Genomic DNA, 21,799 nt, shown 5'->3' with positions numbered 1-21,799 from the left:
ACGTTGAAGCGTCGAGCTGCTGATGTGCTCGCGTTCTTCACCCGACCGGGAACGTCGAACGGTCCCACTGAAGCGATCAACGGCAGACTCGAGCATCTACGCGGGTCCGCGCTGGGATTCCGCAACCTCACGCATTACATCGCGAGGTGTCTGCTCGAGTCCGGTGGCTTCAGACCGGTTCTACACTCTCAATTACGATGAGCCCCCAATCCTCCTTCGAGATGGGGCACCTCCTTCATTAGCGATAAGCGAAACCACACCGACTCACCAGAGAGGCGCAGCCGACCGCCCAAGCATCCATCTCTGCCCGCCAACCAGTCCGGGTAATATGGGCGTATGTTGAACGGTAAGCCGTCTGGAGGATGAAATTGGCAGTTAGGTCTGCGCAGAGATTCGTACCCCTGTCACGTATCGAGCCGAACGTGCCCTCAACGCCCTTGACGGCACAAAGGCACTACGCGAGTAGACTCGAATGTTGGCGAATCGAATTCAGGGAATTCGCGAGCCTCAACCACTCGGCGAATGAGCGTCCCCCGTACGCCGCTCACTGGCACCTGAGTCGAATTGATATCGCAAACCCAGGGGCCTATCAATGCGCCCCTGCTTCGGCGCTATCGAAGGCTTCGCATTCTGACCTGACGATCAGGTACTCCCGCAACCCAAATTTGATCCAGGAATCACGAACACCGCATATCAAGCACACCGTTCAAGTTTGAAAAATTGTCTTTTCTCAATCCGAATTGGAGTTAAAGCATGTCTCAACAGACAGTCACCATCGTCGGGCAAGGCTACGTCGGCCTTCCTCTCGCCCAAGCTGCATCGCGAAATGGATGGAAAGTATACGGCCTTGACGTGACGGAGTCCCTGGTCGACAGCCTGAACGACGGCCACTCACACGTCGACGATCTTGACGACTCTGAGATCCAGGAGATGCTCACTTCTGGGTACTCAGCAACAACAGACCCCTCAGTGATCGCCGATTCCGAAGTGGTTGTAATCTGTGTTCCGACGCCGCTTGCCGACGGCGGAAGTCCCGACCTCGGTGCAGTCAAAGGTGCGAGCCGCACCATCGGAGATAACCTGGTAGCGGGAACGACGGTGATTTTGGAATCGACCACCTACCCAGGCACCACGGATGACCTGGTAAGACCAATTCTGGAGTTGAACTCCGGACTGGTCGCTGGTGAAGACTTCCAGCTTGCTTACTCACCGGAACGTGTAGATCCGGGCTCCAAGAAATTCGGCATCAAGAACACACCAAAGCTGATGGGCGGCATCAATGACGCTTCGACACAGGCTGCCGTTGCTTTCTACCGCACGTTCGTCGACGAACCAATCGCGATGAAGGGTATGCGCGAGGCTGAAACTGCGAAACTCCTGGAGAATACTTTTCGTCATGTGAACATCGCGTTGGTCAACGAAATGACCAAGTTCTGCAAAGAACTGAACATCGACATCTGGGAAGTGATCCGTGGTGCCTCTACCAAACCTTTCGGATTTATGAAGTTCACACCGGGCCCGGGCGTCGGGGGACATTGCATTCCAATCGACCCGAACTACCTCTCGTACGAGGTGAGAAATCAGCTCGGATACCCGTTCCGTTTCGTGGAGTTGGCTCAAGAAATCAATAACTCGATGCCTAAATACGTTGTGGATCGCGTCTCTGAAATGTTGAACGAGCACCGGAAACCACTCAACGGCTCGTCCGTCCTGCTGTTAGGAGTGACCTATAAGGCCGACATTGCAGACCAACGCGAGTCCCCGGCAATTCCGGTCGCCGACCTCTTGCAAGAGAAAGGCGCTCATATCCGATTCCACGATCCGCTCGTCGACTCTTGGAAGCTCGCGAGTGGTGACCTCGTCCGGGAGGACGATCTCGACAAAGCTGTGGAGGAGGCTGACGCCATTGTGGTACTCCAGGCTCACGACGCCTATGACCTCGACAGAATCGCATCAACAGCGCGCCTGATGCTTGATACGCGCGGTGTGGCAGCAGCTCCAGCAGTACGCTTGTGACTCACCAATACTTCAGATCTGTCGCGGACAGAGGCTCTCGAAAGCCGAACTGTGACCCCCAACTCGGTGGTGGCCAATGAAGAAATATCGCAAGGGGGTACTCGTTGTCTTAACGGGCATCATCCTAGTGGCATTGGGGAGTCTGACATTAATTTTCGTCCAGGCTGATTCGGTGCTTTCAGGCATCGGGGCGCTGACCGCAGTCTCGGGTTGGTGTTTGGTGTCGATAAGCGTAGTAAAACTGTGGACGCTGCAGACCGAACTCCAACGACTTAGGACTGAGTTACGAAATCATGAAGATCGAGAGCTCGATCGAACGAACCGTTTAGAACAGGCGATTGAGAACGAACGCGCCAAAGAGTCAAAGCACGAATATCACATGGAGCAATCCCTCAAACGGATAGAGTCTCGTATCGCGGATTTGGCCACGCATTCACGGATCAAGGGCCTTTCTACTATGAACCCGAGCCTCGATGTCTTGTTTGTCACAAGTAACGGGGCCGGCCTGGGGCACCTATCCCGACTATTGGCGATTGCTAAGAATCTGAGCGACGACATAAGCGCCGAATTTCTTACCATGTCGAAGGCCTACCGTACATTTGGAAACAGTGGGTATGTCGTCCACTACTTCCCTTCTGCGGACGCCGCTGCGGTTCCAGCACCCCAGTGGAACCGCAAGTTCACTCACTACTTCACAGATCTGATGCGAGACCGGATGCCCAGCGTCGTGGTCTTCGACGGAACTTGGGTATATCACGGGCTCACTGAGGCGTGCAGGGCCTTGGGGATTCCGTTGGTTTGGGTGCAACGGGGGAATTGGCGACCCGAAGTCGACCAGCGTTCTATTCAACGTCATGACGCTGGATCCGTAGCCGACGAAGTAATCCTTCCCGGCGACTTTGCTGTTCAAGAACACGTCGAAGTCGGAGAAGACGTCCGCACTGAACGCGTCGGTCCCATCACTCTTGTCCGACGTGAACAGATGTTCAGTCGTGAAGAAGCCCTGGACAAATTGGGTCTAGACAATTCCGGGAAGTACATTCTGGCCAATTTGGGCGGCGGGATTCTAGGGGAATTCGTAGACGTTCTCACCCTGCTTCGCGATACCGTTCAAGAACTAGGGGAACCCTGGAAACTCGTAACGCTGAAATCACCACTGTCAGCTGCTAGCGAATCCGCGCCAAGTTCGTCGCCACAGATCTCGGTGTACCCCGTGGCACAGTATGCACATGCATTTGAGTTCGTCGTATCTTCCGCCGGTTATAACTCAGTCCAAGAATCCATCTCGCTCGGCATTCCGAGCGTATTCGTTCCCAACGAGGCTGCAGTTACTGATGATCAGGCTGCCCGTGCGATCGGAGCTAGTGATAAAGGTTTGGCACTCTCAGCCAGAGATAACAGCGAACTGAGAAACGCCGTCGTGGACCTGGCAGGGTCTCGTCGACTGAACCAGTTGAAAGAGCAACTCGCTGCTGTCCAAGAAGCTTCAGGAGCGGCGGAAGCAGCCGAAGTGCTTTCATCGACAATTTCACGCTCGAGATGGACTCTGTCCTCTGACCGCATTGGACCTCACGATGATTGAGCTATTGGCCACCGAGTTGTTTACGTGTGCTAGACCGACGAATCAGCGATACTACGATACCGCTCAACCCTCGGAGGCAAACGCATGACTTCTCCTCGATTTTTCGACATCGTCGTCGTAACGGATTCCCGACTTGTTGGCGGAGGTAACAAGTCCCTGGCTCAGGAGATAACTGCGCATGCAGCCGCTGGTTACACAACCGGCCTGCTGTCATTAAGCGGACCTGCCCGCGGCGGCGGTCGTCCAGTCGACAGCAGTCTTCAAGCATTGATCGAATCCGGCCTACTCACGATGGTTCGCCCCGATCAGGATACTGAGGCCAAACTGGTCATTGCTCGAAGTCCTTCGATGTTTGAAGTGGCACAGCCATTCAAACCCCGGCTCCGCGCCCGGCATTGGCTGCTCGTAGCCAATGCTTTCAACACGAGCCGTGAAGTATCCGGGATGCTTTACGACCCGATCGAGGTTGAGAACCGTGCAGCCGAGTTATTTGGGCACCAATGGACTTGGATTCCGCTTTCAACCGTTGTTCGCCGGAACATGCTTCGCTCCCATCCAAAGCTGAATCTGTCTTCTTACACCTGGTCAAACATCATTAACACAAGTGACTGGTGGATAGACCGACCGCAAACTCTGAAGCGGCCCATCCGCCTCGGACGACATTCAAGAGATGCCCCGGGAAAATGGCCATCTGACAAGGCCGAATTACTCAGCGCATACCCGTCAGATCCGGGTTTTGAGGTTTCGATCATGGGCGGAGCGCGAACTCCAACCGGAATTCTCGGCGCACTGCCCAACAACTGGAACGTGTTGCCCTTCGGCGCAATGAGTCCGAAGGACTTCCTTCGCGAAGTAGACATCTATCCGTACTTTCACCACCCGCTCCTCAAAGAAGCCTTCGGTCGGGCGGTTTTGGAAGCTGTTGCCACCGGTGCAATTGCCATACTCCCCCACTATTTCGAGCCCATATTTTTTGAGGCAGCAGTATACGCGGAGCCGCGCGAAGTCGCCGACATCGCCGGCCGTCTCGCGGAATCACCGTCTTATCTCAAAGAGCGACGCGACGAAGCAAGGAATCTGCTTGAGGAACGGTTTAGTTACCAGTCGCACGTCGAGCGCATCCGTAGTCTCATCGGACCACCACGCGGCACAGTAATCCCAGCAGCACCTTCGGTACCGGTGCTCCGGGACATCTCGCTGACGGACTCAGGCAAGACCACTGTGCTCTTCTACACCGACAACGGCCATGGTCTGGGCCATGTGAGTCGGTTGATGGCTTACGCAAAACGGCTCTCGTCGGCTTATCAACCCTATTTCTTGACTATGTCGGAGGCTTACCACCTCGTCTTTGAGCAGGGATTTCCGGTCGAGTACTTCCCATCCGCGAAGAAGATGGGATTTTCGGCAAAGCAGAAACCCGATTGGGAGGAGATCTTCTATCGTCGAATGACGATGATGCTTGATCGTCTGAGACCTGCAGTCGTAGTCGTCGATCATGTGAATCCTCCGGAGATTCTACGCATCCTGAAGCAAGAATTTCCCGACATTCGATTCGTCTGGTCCAGGCGAGGACTTTGGCGTCAGCATAGGAAGCCTGCGGGACTGCGCATGGCTGATTCGTTTGATTATGTGATTGAACCGATGGATCTGGCTGCAGCAATCGACATGGGTTTCACCACTCGCCAAGCACAAGGCACAGTGTGTGTTCCTCCCGTTTCTTTGGTGCAGAGAGACGAGCTCATACCTCGCGCGGAGGCACGCGCCGCCTTGGGCTTACCCGAAACAGGCACTGTTGTGCTTTTGAACCTCTCGGCAGATTCCACCTCCGACCTGGTGTCACTGATCCTCCGTATCAAGACGCTTCTACTGATGTACGCTGGGGACGACGAAAGCCTCACTATCTTTGCACCACGACACGCCCTCCACTCGGCCGAGCTCGGGCAGATAGATGGGGTCGTTATGAAACCTGTCTATCCCGTTGCGCTTTACGCGAGTGCCTTCGACGCTGCAATATCTACCGCCGGATACAACTCTTACCATGAACTCGTGCACCTGGGGATCCCATCTGTGTTCGTCGCGCGTGCGACGCATACGCTCGATGATCAGAATCGCCGCGCATCGTTTGCTCCGATTGCGGGATTTGGCAGATCAGCGCAACAAATCGACAGCCTCGAATTCGAGGAGGCTTTGAAAGCCGTTCTAGACCCACGGCAGAGCAGAAGGATGAGTGCTGCCGCGCTGGAGGCATCGCCAATCAACGGAGCGAATACCGCGGCGGCCGCAATTGAAATCATTGCTGAGAATTCGAACCTCGAGTCCCTTGACTCTCTCCTTCAGGTTGCAACGCACGCTACAGGGGAACTCCACTCGACTACCAACGACGGGATGCTCCAAAGCGAAAGTAGTCCCGAGACGAGGGATTCTTCAGTTTCTGCCGGCGAACGCAATGAGCATCGGAACTTGGACGAACCGGCCCCCGTTGCCGGGCCAATACCAGAATCGACACACGGAGATTCTGACGGGGAGGAGGCGCAGTAATGCCAGCAAGCCAACGTGAGGGTCACACCACGGCAGTGGAAAGAATGCCCTCGGGGATTTACCTTCCTCCCAACGCAGTCAGAACAGCGCTTCGAATTGTCGTCGATGCGACGACGTTGAACGATGACGAGATCGGTGATCTCGTTGATGTCTTTGCACGACTCCAACTACACCATCCGTATGTGAAACCAATCTTTCTCGTCTCTGCGATGACGCCGTCCGAGCTCAGTGCCGCGGGATTCATGTATGAAACTGTCATCCCTGAAAGTTCCTGGCGATCGTTAGAAATGAGTGCTCCTTACAGCGATTACGTCGAGCGGAGAATATTCGAGATGATCAAGGTATATTCTGCACACAGATTCGGAGCGTATACCGCAGGAATGGACATTCCTCGGTGGTACTACGAGAGATAGGTTGTCAATGAGAAACGTACGAGTGCTGCTAGGCGGCGTCGCAGTGTTCGCTACCGCGATTACGGTGTCAGTAATGCTGTTGTGGGGCTCCGGATGGGCCGTAGTTGCGGGAACGATCGGGGTGCTGGCTACTCTGCTGGTGGCGACCTACATCGTGTTGAAGTCAATCCAGACCGCCCTTCAGCGACTGAGTGGAATCGCAAATCGACAGTCGACGATGCAGCAGACACAACTCGAACTGCATTCAGTCGTCAAGAGTCAGAACTCTCTAGACAATCCGGAGGGTCAAGTCGCACTTTCCTTAGAAGCACGCAGAGCGATTGAAGATCTCCAGCTCGCCTCACGGTCGCTGACTGTGCCTCAGGCACATTTCGAGCAACTACTCAGGACCATCTCGGCAAATACGGTCCGGACCGAAACAGCCTTAGACCAAGCGACGGAAGCGCTGCTCAATGAGCTCCGGGAATCACGCACTAGCGAGAATAACCGCGCCGATATTCAGCAAGAACAATCACGATAGCTAATACCGGCCGCTTATACCAATCTCGGATTGGTGAACAGGCAGATGCCATTCCCTCCGGAAAACTCCGGCCACTCTAGGATGATTTTAGCAAATTCACTGAGCTCTCTTTCGGAAGGGATTGCTCGAAGAATTTGCCCCCACCTCAAGGCCGAATACCACAATTCTTGCGCCCGGAGAATGACTAGCACGTAGCTCAGCCACTATTTCACTTGCCGCCCTAATGACTTCGCGATCAGACGTGATGTTCTACTGGCCAACATGATCCATGCGCTAGCTCAGTGGGCGCAACTTCGCGACTATCTACTACAGCGACACCAGTCGCTTAGTGCACGAACCGTGCGAGTGCCAGCCGCGTGTGCACCACTATCAATCGCACGTCGATCGCGCCGCTCGCTCGTCCGGCGGTAGATCGCGTGGACCCGCAAGTCCATCTTTGGCATCCGGAAAGACTGTTCGAAATGCCTTAGATTGTGGTGTCTGCCAACTGCATCCTGAGTTCCACAATTTTAGTGCCCCGGGAATCGGCCCGGCAGTAGCTCAGCCGCGATTTCTCTCGCTTCACCAGTGACCTCGGGATCGAAGGTGATGTCCTGCCCACCCACTCGGCCGGTGAACTCCCGCAACGGCCGCAGACTCGTGATGATCTTCTTCAACGACGCCCCAGTCGCCTCTTGCATGAACCTGGATACGGCCAAGGAGGTGAACACGAGCGTCAAGTGTGCCTCGATCGCGTCCCTGGTGCGGTGAAAGATCGGCCTGGCCCTCAAGTCGGTCTTTGACATTCGAAAAGACTGCTCGACATGCGACAGATCGTGATAACTGCTGATCACCTCAGCAGCCGACATGGTCCCGGCGGGAATGTTCGTCACGTATCCCTTGAACCCGGTCAGTTTCATCGCCCGCTCGTAAGCCTTCTCGTCGAAGGCCTTCTCCTCATCCGTGACCTTCACGGACCTCGCCTTCTTCGCCGGCTTCTCCCCGTCGATGATCGCTAATGCCCGATTACGCTGCAGGTTCAGAGTCTGCTCATCACGCATCGCACGCTTACGCCGGTACTGCCACACCACCCGCCACGCATCCGGATGCTCTTCTGCTGACCAGACGGGTTCGCGCTTCTTCTTCACCCGATCCGGGTCAAGTCGCTTCACACCCTTCGGGGTGATCGTGTCGATGATCTGCCCGTCCTCGGTGTACTCACCGTTCCACCGAAAATGAGTTGCCAGATCGTGTGGGGCTTTCGTCTGCCTCGACCCGACAATGAATCGCAATCCGGCATCATCGAGTTCCTTGAGGTTCTTGGCTGAGAGCATCCCAGCGTCGGCAGCCACGACCATGTCCGTGACCTGGTGTCGTTCTTGGAAGGCTTTGATCACGGGAATGATCGTGTGAGTCTCTGCCTTCGCCCCTTCGAAACACCCGATCTCTAACGGAAACCCTGTCCGATCGACGAGGAGTCCGACGATGATCTGCGGGTCGACGCGGCGTTCTTTGGAGTACCCGACCTGGCGCAGCGCGTCTTCCTTTTCAGCCTCAAAATATAATGTCGTGACGTCGTAGAGGAGCAAACTGATGCCGGTGGTGGCGACACTGTGGGCGTAGCACTTCTCTGCGATGTTCCCGCGGTAGTCGCGTTCGTTGGCCCGCACTAGGCAGTTGAGGAACGTGTTGTGGTGCGGCGGCTCGATACCGAGTTCGGAAAGGACACGGAGGCTGTCGGCTTTCGACGTGGGTTCGACCAATCGTGCCAGCACGAGTTGGAAGAAGGCGTTGTCGCTGACTACCTCGCCGAAACCGAGCCTCTTCCATGACTGGGTGATGGCGTCGATGAGGATAGATGACCGTGAGCCCACAACCGTTCGCGCCCGTGGTGGTGCAGCAGTATCGGCGGGTAAACCCAATTCGAGCTCGAGTTGTTCGGCCGCCCCATAGTCGGCGAGCTTCTCTTCGCCGGCAGTGAGCAGGGCCGCGAGTTCGGCTTCTGAATGTGCAGATCCAAGGTGTTCAAGGATGGTGACTTTCCCACGGTGTTTGCGCACGATCTGCACGGCTGTGGCCCCAGAGCCAGTGGTGACTTTCCGTAGACGAGGCGACATAACCCCATGGTAGACAGCCGATTAGTGCCCCACCAACACAATCCCCAACCTTGTGACCAGCACAAATACGGACTGAATTGAGAAATCAGCGCCGAGTTGTGGAAGTCAGGCGCGTGTGCACCACTATCAATCGCACGTCGATCGCGCCGCTCGCTCGTCCGGCGGTAGATCGCGTGGACCCGCAAGTCCATCTTTGGCATCCGGAAAGACTGTTCGAAATGCCTTAGATTGTGGTGTCTGCCAACTGCATCGATACCATACGTCATACTGGCGGGAACACTCGTGACCTGGGCCTTATAAACAGAAGGCTTCATTGCCCGCTCGCACGAAGATTCGTTGAACGCCTGCTCCACGGTTTTGCGAAGGTTACGACTGCAGCGCCTCCCAACATCATGTCCCGCCCGGGCAAATGCAAGCATCTGGTGTGTGACACTGTTCTACTTCTTGATAAACGATACGCTTCAGAGTAGCCGATAATGTCTCGCCCTCCGCCGCGGCAGTCAGTGTCTGACTCGGTGATGTTACGCGCGGCAACGTTCCATCTGGCTGCAGTCCGCATGTTCCGCCGCGGGAACGGTTCTTCACAGGCGATTAACCTGCTCACTTGATCGCCGAAGCACTGCTAGCCGGCTAAGGCCAGACTGCACCCGCGTCAGTGGATACTCGGCGGTCCACGCATCCAGCGCATCTTCTTCGTCCGCCCGTGGTGAATCATCGAGGACCACTACTGCATCACGGGCTAAAGCAGCCCATAGCATTGGTACCGCCGGGTATCGGGCCCATCGATTGGTGGATCCCACTGGGCCGTCAACGAGGACAAGGTCTACATCCTCCAAATCGCTGAGCGCACCAGTTGCGTACCAGGCGTAGTCCACGTCTCCCAGCCTTAGCGGTTCCAACGGAGCCCGTTTGACTGTGACGACGTCATTCAGTCCGTGGAGTCCCAACAACTCTTCAGTGCGCTCCGCGAACTCTTCGTCATGCTCAACCGAGACTATTTGCGCACCAAGCTTCTCCGCGAGATACCCCATCCACACGCTCGAAGTGCCGCTGCCCAGCTCAAGTACCCGGGATGGCCTCTTGTCCTCGAAGATCTGAGCGAGATGAAGCATCGCGCGGGCATCAAGCGCCCAACGCCCTAACGGCGGAAGCAGCCATCGTGGGGTGATCTTGGGTAGCAACTGCAGAAGCGCCTCCGTCTGCTGTGTCTCTACGTACATCGCTCTCGTCAGTTCCGACGCCATCGAATCAAGTAAATCCTTTACCCTCGCACCGTCGTTTCCTCTTTCCAGAGGGTCGGTAGTCTCTGAATCCAATGTCGAATCGTCGAGGTGGAGACCATTCCGCAGTTCTTCCATTCCGAAAGCAATTCGGTCCAACACGTTCCGGTCGGAGTCACGCCAAGCGGCTGAACGTCGAAATCCCAGTGCAAGCGCTTCAAGTATTGCAGCCTGTGCGCGGTCAATCTCCGGCTGGCCAGCACGCTGTGGTTCCTCCACTGTGAGCAATCTCGTGCTCACCTCACCAATCGAATCTGTCAAAACCTCAAACTTTGAATGGAGCTCGCGAATATCGTTAGACAAAGCCTGCTCAAGGCGCCGCTCGGACGAACGCAGTTCAGCAATCCCACGGCCAGCGTCTATGTCACCCTGAATCGCCTCTAATACCTCAGACAGATGATCCACTCGCTCCAAGAGCGAGGCACGCAACTGAGCCTGGTTCCGACGCTGAGTCGCGCCTTCAGACCTGATCGCAGAAGCAGAAGTAATAACGATGACCGCAATCACTGCGCAAATCGCTCCCGACAGAGCCATTGCCAGAATGCGCCATTCGAGGACCGCTGCCACAGCGAACGCTCCACACAGAACAACTGCGCCCACTATCATCCAGGTACGTTTACTCATGCGTCCCCCTCGCTTCTGGAAGGCCGTCGAGCACAAGAGCTCTCATGTGTCGCCCAAACTGTCTCACTGAGAATCTAGTTGCCACAGCGGCGCTTGCCTTTCGCTGTTGTGCTTCATAGAGCTCAATGTCCTTATGGTAAGTGAACACTACCGTCGACACTTCACCTCCGCCCGCGTACAGCACCGCATCGCCGAAGATCCTCTTGTATGAGGGGGGAGCGATCACTACGACTCCCGACGCCATCGCTTCTAGCATCTCGTTCACACCATCAATCGATACGCTGGGGTCACCAGTGTGCACGTAGAAATCCAGGCTTGACAGGAAGTCCGCCTCAGACAGAGCCTCAGGCGGATACACGATCCAAGCAGGCGGCGTGCTCGGTAGGCCGAGGAGCTGCATGGCCCCCGTGATTTCCCCGCGGAAACGAACGTCCAAACTTCCGTCCAGCGGATATGTGGCTGTGAGAGCTGGTCTGGACGCTGGCCAAATTCTTCCTGACCGTGAAGCTGTGCTACCTACTACCGGAATAGGACTCCTGCGACGCCGCGAGCGGGCATCCACCCATTCCGACTCATCAATGCTCGGCAAAAGGTCATGAGGATGTATCCGATTCCCCTCAACGGCCTTTTCAAGGAAGTCTCGGACGAACGGCCCACGCGAAACCCAGACAGGATGGACATTGAACTTAGTCACAGCATTCGTATTGCAGTCATTCACTGAGTACTGGATGTGCCGTCCTTCACGATCCGCTGGAGGGGAATCGGCGACGACTAAAATACGGTCAGCTGACACTAGGCTCTCTGCGTCCGGCATGAACTGCAGGATCCTCGGATCACTAATTAGGAGCACTGAGGCTGAAACTTCGTCGTCGTACAGAACCTCAGAAACCGTTCCCGCATTGATCAGAGACTGTATGTCGGCATCGAGCGGGTGGATGGTCGTAGTCATCCACTGCGGGGACTCCAAATGTAGAACTGCTACGGACAGACCGATGTCGACCAGCTCTCTAATCTCAGCTAGCCTATGCGCAACTGATCCACTGAAACCGCGCCAGTCGTCGACCACGATGACGTCGAACGAGCCTTCCTCGGTCCGCAATTGACTGCGGTACCGTCGAGGTACACTGAACGGTAGCTCCTGTTCGGGCGACATTCGCAGTTCCAAGTGTCTGCTGCTTGAATGCCAGTAACGGTACGCCGACTTCACCTGCCTCCGAGCCGGATGATTCCAACCGACCTTGAACTCATCGCGCGATAGACTGTTGTCGGCGATCCGCACAATCGTGAGTGGATCTGGCAGATCAACGACAGGGGAGCCCGTCAATATCCCGAGTCGCTCCGCAAACTCTGTATCTGCTGCTTTACGTATCTCGACAAAGCCCCCCGCCGCCAAAAAATCACTGGTCCTCATCATGAGCGACGAAGCGTTCCTCACAATCGACGGGTACCCCAGTCGCAGGCGTGACAAGTCTGAGTTGCAGGCGATCCCTCTGACACGGCACCCAGACACGTCCGGGTTCGCCTCCATATACTCAAACTGCGCTTGCATGCGTTCAGGATGTGACCAATCGTCGTGGTCTTGGCCGGTCACATACTTCCCACGTGCCGAGCGGAAGCCCAAATTGCGAGCTGCGTATGCTCCACGATTCGAGGAAGTTCGCAGGATGCTCACACGTGGATCGAACGACTGTGCATCCTCAAAAAGGTTCGACCAGCCTGAACCGGATCCGTCGTCCACCACGATCACTTCGAGCGACAGAAACGACTGTTCCACTATCGAGCGAATGGACGTCAGGAATTCATCACGTCCGGGACGATAAGCGGCGACAACCACCGACACCAGGGGCATCTCGCCACCAGAGGTCGCTGCCTCGTCGTGCGTCGTTGAGAGTTCGTCCCGGTCTGCTGCCAGACGATCGAATAGAGCAGAGTCGCCGTCGATAAGCGACACCGGAGCCCGATCATAGGCTCGCAAAGACGCATTGAAATGGTCGAGCCAGAGCTCGTGCTCGGCGGGATCTTCAGTGCGCACCGGGTGGTATAGCTCACCAGTCAGATAACCAAACTCGAGCGTACGAATATCCTTCCAGCGACGCATTGAGCGCTGCGCAGCAGCCCTATGACCATGGAGAATGTAGTAATGCACCAGGAGCAGTCGAAAGCGTTTCGAACTTCCGCCCCTCGGAAATCGTGCAATAGAATCCTCCAGCATGAAGACAGCAAGCTCTTCATCTAACTTGTCCGTGGGGTTGAGTAGAAGAACTCTGCCTATCTCTGCCTGCGCGAGCGCATCTCGTGGTGACGCCCACTCATTTACACCGGACATCTGCCGGACGAGGCGTTCCCTCAGGTCTGCCCACGCGATTCCGACTCCCGCACATTGTGATGCGAGAATGTCGAGATACTGAGTCGACGCATGCCGCGTCACGCACGCTGCAACTACGCCCCTGTGCTTTCGCGTTCTGTCGGCATAATCATACAGGAGATCGCCTCTCGTCAGCGTGAAACGGTCCCGGTCGGTACCACTCATAACGCTTCCTTACCGTCGACTCGACAATTCACGAGGCAACTCTGTTGTCCCGCCCCTGACGCAGAGGCCGATCAAGGTTAGATAGTTGGGCTTGCGAATCTCGACAATCGAGATTGGCTCTGTCAGTTCGCCGTCCGCTTCCGCTGGCGGAACCGTGCCAGTACAGAACTTCGACACTTCGTTCAGCGACAGCGTCTTCCAGGGCTGCCCCTGTCCGCATGCCGTTAGCTGTGTCAGTCAACAACTGGCCGAAATTCGCCTTCGAAACAGCAGCCGACTGAGCTGTCAAGGCTGGGTCCGTCAATGCGCTCCTGACGGCATACGTCAAGCAGTCTCCCGCGCCGAGGGGGCGCACTTCAGCCGACAGCCGCAAATCCAGCACCAGTGACTCATCAAGCTGATTATGCGTTCGGTCTTGCTGCTTCATAGAACTAACCTACCGCTGTATGACGGTCTGGAGATTGTGATCACTAGGTAAATTGACGCGCTTAGAATGCGGAGAACTCCGGTTGTCATGATGATCGTTGCCTCCCACCATCCGGCAATCTCGCCAGCCGCTGCATAGCTAACTACCGCTGCCACCAGCTTTCCCACGACAATCGCGCGTATGACCCTGAGGACCCTTCCCGCGTAGAACCGTCGAGGCACCCACGAGTCTAGGGTCAACCAACCCGGTCCTGAGACCGAGTATAACGTGCTCATCTCTCTGACTCGACGTTCCACATACTCCTTTCAGTTCGCATTCCTCTCAATTGTCGATCAGTGGCGCACCGTCATGTGCCGACCAGAGCCCGAAACCAGCGCTGTTCAGCATACTTGGTTGCGTTGGGGGTGCACGATCTCGTGGACCACTGATTCGTGCCGTCCCCGCATTGGGCGTGCATCTTTCACGAAGAAAACGTCGAAGCAGTGACTGAGTGTCTCCCGCTTTTCATGGTCACGCACGCGGTGCTAACCGCGTCATCTTCCATTGGTATCCTGCTGACAGCCAAGAGCCCGCTAGCGCTCGCCCGCACTCGATGCGTTTCATTACAAGCCGATCAGATACATGCAATCACAGCCTTGACCCCTACGATTGGCTTCTGACTCGTATGCGTATTGATCGGAGAATGACTTATGCGCCGCCTACTCGACAGCCGTTGGGGCAACTTCTACGAATGGTCCGGCATCGACGAGTTTTTGAAGGCGACATGCATTCCCGACGGCGTGCACCGGATCAAGTTGGGGATCCACGCCGGCCGGATGCAGGCACTGCAAATCATGGTCCGACTGCGGCCCGGCCGTGCCCTCACGGTCCACTTTTATGGCGCACAAACGCGACGTGGTAGGTCCGACACTCCGATCTTCCGGTCATTGCGCACCTCAGCTTCGTTAAACGCATCGTTCGTCCTCGTACATGACCCTTCGCTGGATCTTGACGACGAACTCGGAATCGCATGGTACGAGGGATATGACGGGTTCGCTGCAGCCACCGTCATCCGTGCAGTTCTCAGCCACCTCTCCACCTTCACTGCCGCGCCGAGAACAATACTGTGGGGAGGATCCGCTGGCGGATATGCCGCGTTGCGACACGTCGGATCCATCCCGGGAGCGGTCGCTTTCGTCTGGAATCCGCAGACATCGATTCCCCGGTATCTGAAGGCCCCGGTGAGGCGATACGCCACGACTGCGTTCGGTTCACCTGAGTTGCCACCGCCAGATTCGATTTCAGGAGACTTCGTCTTTGACTTGACAGAGCAGCCACGACCGAACTGGACCGACGCGCCCGTCGTCTACCTGCAGGAGGCAGACGACCGCCACGTACGGGAGCACTTAGCACACTTGATCGCCATTCTCGACCCGCAGATGGCCAACGAAGTCACGCTCCGCGACACGATGTTTGGGCACATCACTTCCAACTTCTACCTGCATCTCTCCCATTGGATGCCCGGACACACGCCGCCGCCGAAAGCAGCAGTCAAAGAGTTCCTAAATCTTCTGGTGGACACCCGGCTCACGCTTGAGGAAACACTCGCACATCTCGAAAACGCATCAAGATTGATGATTCAAATGACGGCCCAGACGGGACGGACGCCATCTTGCTTCGAGCTGGTCGCTCCGGTGCGGCAGCCACCGCAGAATCTGCGTGCGATCCAGTGGGGAAGCAGACTCGGACGTGAATCGGTCAGTGAGATGGGTGCCCATGTTCCGGTGACTGTAAGCAGGAGCATTCTCGGCCAGAGCGTGATCGCTGCCTTTCGCATGCGGGCGAAGCCCGAGCCGAGGACATACCTACGACTGAAGGATGTACGGAACCCTCAACACCGCAGAAGTATATTGGACGATCGTCGCGCATCGGCACGCGCTGCACTTCTTGCCGATCCAACTGTCGATGTTGTCATCATTGACTTCCTCGAAGAGGTTCGCGGAATCACTTACGCAGGCGCTGGGCTCACGCTGACTGAGCATCGGAAACTCACTCGTGCCGACGGACAGGAGGTCACGCACTTCGCCTTCGGCTCTGCAAAGCACATCACTTTGTGGAGGAAGAGGCTTAAACGCATGCATGCGGAACTTGCGGCGAACAACGCACGCCTCGTCATCCTCGATATGAACGTGTCATCGCTGAACTCATCCGACTGGGAGTGGCTGGGGCTGAACACGCCACCTCGAGAAGTGATCAACGCGTGGCACACGGTCATGGAGGAGGCCAGGTCCGCACTACCCGAAGCAGTGTGGATTCCGGCAGAAGCGACAAACCAACCGTTGCCAGATCGCACAAAAGGCATCGGCCGTCGCATCGCAGTGGAACTCCTTGAACTCAACATCAAGCCAAGGAACTGCACCAATGCTACATTCGTCCCCAACGATGAAAGAACGTCACTTTGAGTGCAGTCGTCGGTAGGCAGCGTGCAACTGTCGAAGGGGTCTGGTGAGTCTCCAGGAGTAGCTCCGCCGCATCTTCTCCAACTGTGCGCGATCGCTGGACCGCGCGACTTCGAGAGCAGCGCACTCCGCCTGAAGCTCAGCTATCCGCAAGTCCGCTTCCGATGCTTCTGCTTTCGCAGCTTGCAGTGCTCGAAACCTCTTTACTGCTTTCTGCTTCCAGTCAATGACCTCTTGGCTTAGCACGATGCGCTGTTCGTCCAGAAGCCGTTCATGTGCAATGCGCTCCTGTTCGAGAAGTTGCGTCAAAGCAGCCGTCTCCTTGAAGCGCAATGCATGCACATCGAGAAATGCCGACCTGTAGTACTCCCCAAGACTCCCCAACGAGTCAGGGCCAGGTGCACCCGCCTCTTCCGGCCCACCTGCAACCCGTGACGTCGCAGAGTCATTAAGTCCAGCGCTCCCAACTGCTTGGGCCCCGGTGCTCATTTGCTCATACCGCCTGGCTTGTGTCGAGCTTACCCTCATCGCATATCAGTTCACCATCGTCGGCGGCTTGAGTCTTGTCACCAAAGATTTCGCCAATTGGGCCTGAGAAGAAGTGGTCCATTACGACATCCACCCCAAACTGATTCACGTTCCTCAGATCGGGATCGTAGAACACCCCGTGCGTCGCCGGAGCAGTGATGATCTCATACGACGGGAAGTAGTAGATATCTTCTTCCTCGGTCGTGAGGTCACCCGCCACCGCACGTAGTACAGATTTCGAGTAAGTAGTGGCCACAAGCACGTGCTCGCCGCTCGCAGTAGCCGCAAGAGGGACTGGTGACACGGTCAGCAACATTCGAGCCCCAGGGTTCACTTCCTTAAGCATCCGCCAGAACTCTCGCAGATCCTGCATCACCTGGCTGTAGCGGATGTTTCGGAATCGGTACTTCCGACGGTCGTATTGGCCAGCCGCTGTACCAGGAGCAACAGGGTACATCGTGCCGTCCGAAACTGCCTCCCACCCTTCAGTGAGTCCAAGCGTGAATACGAATACATCCAGCTCACGGAACATCTTCCGCACCGCTGCCAGATGAGCTCGCCTCAACTCGATAACATCATCGGCGCTTTCTTGACCGATCGGGTCCACGGACGGACGCAATGCGTCATAGTACCGACCATCTTTCTCCCAAACCACTTCGTCCGGCTGCCGCTCACCGTGCGCTTCCATGAACAGCTGAAGAAGCTGTCGAGAGGTATAGATATTGCCGTAGCGCGCGGAAAATACACCGAATCCCCAGCGCCGTGCCTCATCTGCGTCAGAGAAAGCAACGGGAGGAGGTTCCATGTCCATATAGCTCGCCCCTCGCGCCTGCAGGTTGCGTCCAATGTGTTGCGCAAAGCAACTACCGGCGGTGGCAACCTCATCCTCAAGACCAATCGGCAGGGGATCCCATAGATTGACTATGTCTGCGAAGTGGCGGCTACCAACTGAGGCACGCCAGAATGCTCTCTCTTCCAGTCCACGGTACGGGTGATGCATATTTGTCACAGCCTCTCTTCGTCCGGCTCGAACCGATTGAGCAGTCCATTCTTCACCAACTCAGTAAGCGATGAGTCTACCGCCGAGATCGGATCATGTCCGCTCGACGATTTACCACGCGTATTTTGAGGAGCCGCCTCCTGCCGAAAAGCAGCTGATGTCTCGAGAAGGTCTTCGAGGCGGGTGGACGGCGCTGAGATAGCCGCGCGCAACCATGTGCTGTACCCTTCCATCGGAACCGCTCCTCCGTGGCCCGGCTTTCCCCAGTAATCCGATTGGACAATCAGCTTCTCTTGTTCAGGATCCCCGGTGTTGTAGCATGCCGACATGAATGGTGTCAGCTGCAGTGCGGAATGCATAAAGTCTCCCTGACTCTGCACGTACACTACGGTGTTATCGAAGCCTTTCTCGTAGAGGCTTGTAACGTCAGTGCACGCCACTTCCCCGACCTCTTCAAGCGACCTACCAGACCAGCATTCCTCAAGGTACAAAGACACAGCTCTCGGAGCGAAATGACGCTGAAGATTGGTCTGCGGCACCATCACCAGCGCGACACTTCCTGGATCAAAGTAGGAGCAGTAGAGCGCGGCGAACCCTCCCGCGGAGCTCCCCAAATAGACCACGCGCTTGGGCGCGAGCGCAGTACGCAGACTTTCAATGAACTGCACCAGCGCGCCCTGTACGTCCAATTCCTCGTGTCCGGCGTACCAGGCGCAAGAAAAGCCCTCGCGAGCCATCATTGTAGGGTCGGAAATGCTGATTTGATGTGCACTGCTGTTGAACGATTTCAGATTGCCTTGAAACGCAGGCAACGATCTGAGATCCCGCTTAACAGCGCCATGAAATCGAATAACTAGTGGAGCGTTAGCGAATGGGGCGCGAATGAACTTGAAGTGAATATCGGCACCATTCAGGGTGACGCATTCCTGAACCTCAATTCCAGGCTTCACGTCCAGTAGATTGGCAATTTGATCCGTCACTGTATCAACCATCCAGAATTTTCATATAGGGGAACACGGGGAGCGTGTTGACGCCCGTGAAGGACTCCACGGCGCCACGCGCCAACTCTTCGATCTGCTCGACGTGAGCCTCCACTCGATAGTGCTTGTGACGCTCAAAAGCGCAGACCGATGCTCGGTGTAGCCGATCAGGTGTCAGAGCGTCAACGAGCCGGACGACGCTGGAACCTGTGAACTCGTCTAGAAGCCATCCCGAACGGCCGTCCTCGATAATTTCGGCCGGTCCCGGAGCATAACTAGCCGCAATCACCGGGACCCCGAACGACATGGACTCGACGACAACATTGCCAAACGACTCTTTCTTAGACGGAACTACGAGCACCGCCAGATCCTCGTAGATCACGGTTTTGTCAGTCTCGTTGAGGACGATCTCGAACTGGTCTTCTAGCCCCTGCTCCTCGATCATTGACCTGAACCGCGAATAGTCATGAGAATTTCGACCGTCCGTGGTGTATACCCTGAGTGGGCCCCATGATCGATCGCGAAGCGATTGAGCGACGTCCAGCAGCTTTTCACAGTCCTTCGCGTGAAAGTCGATGCGCCCGACGTACCCGATGCGCACGTTCTTCGACACGTCGTACATGTTTAGCTCACGCTGCTTGACTGGCGCGAAACCCCGCACCTGACCATGGATGCCCAGCTGCCGCTGAAAATTAATATCGCCCTCGGAGAAGGACATAATCCTCATAGCACGGAAGTTACGCACATACTCGCGATCTTTGAGAATCTTCGAGTCCTGAAGCATGAAAGCCATTTGTCCGGCGCAAATATAGATGATCGGGAACTGCTGAATGCGCTTTCGAACGGCAGTTGGGAACGATCGGATAGCGTTGTTCGAGATGACCATCGCAGTATCGGTAGGCAACCACGCGTTCAGGGCTCGTTCGAACTCGACGGGGTCGGTCGCATAGCAATATTCGCCAGCTTGCCGCCCACCGTTCGCCGCTCGTGCCGTGATCGCGTAGTACTCGATAGACCGTGATTGCCCATGTGACAACGTAGTGCGTGTCCTGGACGCCATTCCGCCGATCGTGGAGATATCAGGCACCACGAATACCAGCCGACTCAGCGCACGAACGTCGGGGACAGGCTTCCGCCCCATCATCTTTCCGTACTTCTGATAATGGTCATGCGGTTCCATACCGAGCGCTCTTACGTCCGGATATGCGCCCAGATACCACAGGGGGTCGAAATCCCGCACAATTGCTTCACTCGTCACAAGTTCTTCACATATCCTCACGGTTGCGCAAGCGGCGCCCAGCCAAGTTGCCAGCAGAGCTGATCTAAGCATCACCGACGCAAAACTGGATGTCAAACGTGGTACTAGCTCCAACCTGGCGGTCGGGTGTTGGTTTGAACTGCGTCCCTGCACAGTTGCCGAGTGAGCAACTCGGATCCCGGTTGATCATTTCGGTGTCGGCGGCTGTAATGGTTGCTCGCGGCGCAGTTATGCCTAGGGCACTGGGAATAATTGGGCGCCGCCCAAACGACCTTTCAGCCGATGTACGTGGAAACCTTCTGGCAGATACAGCCCTGGCGTACGATGAGCTGTCGGCTCTTGTCACCCGAAGCGCAATCGGGCAGAAAGAGACCGCCGCCGACGGCCTCCGGAAGACTGACCATGAAAACTGTAGTCGACCAAACTTCAGCAAAAGATGCCAGTGACGCTGATGCGAGATTGCAGACCTCTCCAACCGCCATATCGATTGAAGTGGCCGGGCGCGACTTTGTGGTCGTGGATCTCTTCGACGATATCTGCGACGTGAGAAACCGCTGGCAGAGGCTTCTTTGTCACCGATCTCGATCATCTTTAGCGATTTGAGGACGTCCCGTTCTTAGAGTGAGAATTCGAGTGCGACGAGGATCGATCACTACGGCTTAGCAGACTGAATCTGCTCAATTCAATTATCGATACGTCGAGTGCCATTCGGGTGGTTCTGGATATTGTTGCAACAAAACTTACATCTAGTGATTGGATCTGGTCGCGCATCCTTCAACCTGAGTTGCTTCACTTTAGTGCCCCGGCCCGGGCCCGAAACTTTCGACGCTGCTAATTAGCTCGGCAACGTTTGGCGGGACTTCGGGTGGGAACACGAGCTCGTGCCCATCGATCTCACCCACGAACTCACGTAGTGGCCGCAACGTGGTGATGACCTTCTTCAACGACAACCCTGTGGCTTCTTGCATGAACCTCGCGACCGCCAACGCCGTGAACACGACCGTCAAGTGCGCCTCGATCGCGTCCCTGGTGCGATGGAAGATCGGACGAGCTCGAAGGTCGGTCTTCAACATCCGAAAAGACTGCTCGACATGCCATAGATCATGATAAGAACCCACGACTTCACGGGCGGTCATGACTTTGGCCTCGATGTTCGTGACGTACCCTTTCCACCCGGCCAAACCCACTGCTTTGTCATAGCTGGACTCGTCGAAGACCTTCGTCGACCCCTTCGTCTTCACGAACCGTGCGGCTTTCGGCTTCGACTCCCCATCAATGATCCGCATCGCCCGATTACGCTGCAGATTCAGTGTTTCCCTGTCCCGCACAGCGCGTTTGCGCCGGTATTGCCACACTGCTCGCCACACCTTCGGATGCTCAACCGGTGACCACACGGGCTCAGCACGAGTCAGCGTCCGGTTCTTGTCCAAGCCGACTGTGGCGGGACTGCTGAAGGTTTGGTTGACTCCTGGGTTTATGCCGCCAGGGCGACGGCCTTTTGGTGAACAAGCTCGTATTCAACCGGGGTCAGTTTACCCAAACGTCGCTGTCGACGCTTCCGGTGATAGG

Annotated in this window: 14 protein-coding genes and 1 pseudogene; 8 read left to right on the top strand and 7 right to left on the bottom strand. The window is 56.1% G+C overall.

Annotation, left to right across the window (positions count from 1 at the left end):
- The 6 genes from BI49514_RS15245 to BI49514_RS15220 all read left to right on the top strand — a co-directional run.
- The coding region (locus tag BI49514_RS15245) for a transposase (protein WP_145996179.1) at window positions 1-201 on the top strand (201 nt) is incomplete at its 5' end.
- Window positions 202-753: 552 nt separating this feature from the next.
- Window positions 754-2,016, top strand: coding sequence for a nucleotide sugar dehydrogenase (locus tag BI49514_RS15240; protein WP_101547312.1), 1,263 nt, complete (start codon window positions 754-756; stop codon window positions 2,014-2,016).
- Between the two features lie 76 nt (window positions 2,017-2,092).
- On the top strand, window positions 2,093-3,598 hold the full coding sequence (locus BI49514_RS15235; RefSeq protein WP_101547311.1) for a glycosyltransferase: 1,506 nt from the start codon (window positions 2,093-2,095) through the stop codon (window positions 3,596-3,598).
- 84 nt (window positions 3,599-3,682) lie between these two features.
- Entirely contained in the window at window positions 3,683-6,136 is a 2,454-nt protein-coding gene (locus tag BI49514_RS15230; protein WP_145996241.1) for a glycosyltransferase, read from the top strand.
- Window positions 6,136-6,549: a hypothetical protein gene (locus BI49514_RS15225; protein WP_145996240.1), complete on the top strand. Its 414-nt coding sequence runs from the start codon at window positions 6,136-6,138 to the stop codon at window positions 6,547-6,549. The genes BI49514_RS15230 and BI49514_RS15225 overlap by 1 nt, the downstream gene beginning before the upstream one ends.
- Before the next feature lie 7 nt (window positions 6,550-6,556).
- The gene (locus BI49514_RS15220) at window positions 6,557-7,069 is read left to right on the top strand and encodes a hypothetical protein (protein WP_145996239.1); all 513 of its coding nucleotides are present in this window, start codon (window positions 6,557-6,559) and stop codon (window positions 7,067-7,069) included.
- A 509-nt stretch (window positions 7,070-7,578) separates the two neighbouring features.
- Here BI49514_RS15220 and BI49514_RS15215 read toward each other — a convergent pair.
- From BI49514_RS15215 to BI49514_RS15205, 3 genes are all read right to left on the bottom strand, one after another.
- Window positions 7,579-9,165, bottom strand: a complete 1,587-nt coding sequence (locus tag BI49514_RS15215) for an IS1634 family transposase (RefSeq protein ID WP_101547307.1) — start codon at window positions 9,163-9,165, stop codon at window positions 7,579-7,581.
- Window positions 9,166-9,746: 581 nt separating this feature from the next.
- Window positions 9,747-11,069: a class I SAM-dependent methyltransferase gene (locus tag BI49514_RS15210; protein WP_101547306.1), complete on the bottom strand. Its 1,323-nt coding sequence runs from the start codon at window positions 11,067-11,069 to the stop codon at window positions 9,747-9,749.
- Window positions 11,062-13,599, bottom strand: coding sequence for a glycosyltransferase family 2 protein (locus BI49514_RS15205; RefSeq protein ID WP_101547305.1), 2,538 nt, complete (start codon window positions 13,597-13,599; stop codon window positions 11,062-11,064). The genes BI49514_RS15210 and BI49514_RS15205 overlap by 8 nt, the downstream gene beginning before the upstream one ends.
- Before the next feature lie 1,116 nt (window positions 13,600-14,715).
- Between BI49514_RS15205 and BI49514_RS15200 the strand changes: the two genes are divergently transcribed.
- Window positions 14,716-16,467, top strand: coding sequence for a DUF6270 domain-containing protein (locus BI49514_RS15200; RefSeq protein ID WP_101547304.1), 1,752 nt, complete (start codon window positions 14,716-14,718; stop codon window positions 16,465-16,467).
- A gap of 490 nt (window positions 16,468-16,957) precedes the next feature.
- Here the strand turns inward: BI49514_RS15200 and BI49514_RS15190 are convergent, their stop codons facing one another.
- From BI49514_RS15190 to BI49514_RS15180, 3 genes are read right to left on the bottom strand one after another with little or no spacing between them, the layout of a single operon-like run.
- Window positions 16,958-17,992: a GSCFA domain-containing protein gene (locus tag BI49514_RS15190; RefSeq protein ID WP_244195360.1), complete on the bottom strand. Its 1,035-nt coding sequence runs from the start codon at window positions 17,990-17,992 to the stop codon at window positions 16,958-16,960.
- Between the two features lie 5 nt (window positions 17,993-17,997).
- Complete coding sequence (locus BI49514_RS15185) at window positions 17,998-18,984, bottom strand: hypothetical protein (RefSeq protein ID WP_101547301.1); 987 nt, start codon at window positions 18,982-18,984, stop codon at window positions 17,998-18,000.
- Window positions 18,977-20,230, bottom strand: coding sequence for a glycosyltransferase family 4 protein (locus BI49514_RS15180; protein ID WP_167444008.1), 1,254 nt, complete (start codon window positions 20,228-20,230; stop codon window positions 18,977-18,979). Before BI49514_RS15180 ends, BI49514_RS15185 begins: the two co-directional genes overlap by 8 nt.
- Before the next feature lie 402 nt (window positions 20,231-20,632).
- Here BI49514_RS15180 and BI49514_RS16400 point away from each other — a divergent pair, with 402 nt between their 5' ends.
- Window positions 20,633-20,833, top strand: a complete 201-nt coding sequence (locus tag BI49514_RS16400; RefSeq protein WP_145996237.1) for a hypothetical protein — start codon at window positions 20,633-20,635, stop codon at window positions 20,831-20,833.
- Between the two features lie 191 nt (window positions 20,834-21,024).
- On the opposite strand, the pseudogene BI49514_RS15175 reads toward BI49514_RS16400, so the two are convergent.
- Window positions 21,025-21,660, bottom strand: a pseudogene (locus BI49514_RS15175) (IS1634 family transposase); the annotation flags it as partial.
- Window positions 21,661-21,799 lie beyond the last annotated feature (139 nt).

It is taken from the genome of Brevibacterium iodinum ATCC 49514 (assembly GCF_900169265.1).
Classification (GTDB): Bacteria; Actinomycetota; Actinomycetes; order Actinomycetales; family Brevibacteriaceae; genus Brevibacterium; species Brevibacterium iodinum.
The sequence above is the reverse complement of the archived record's forward strand: the minus strand, read 5'-3'. Positions and strand labels throughout refer to the sequence as shown.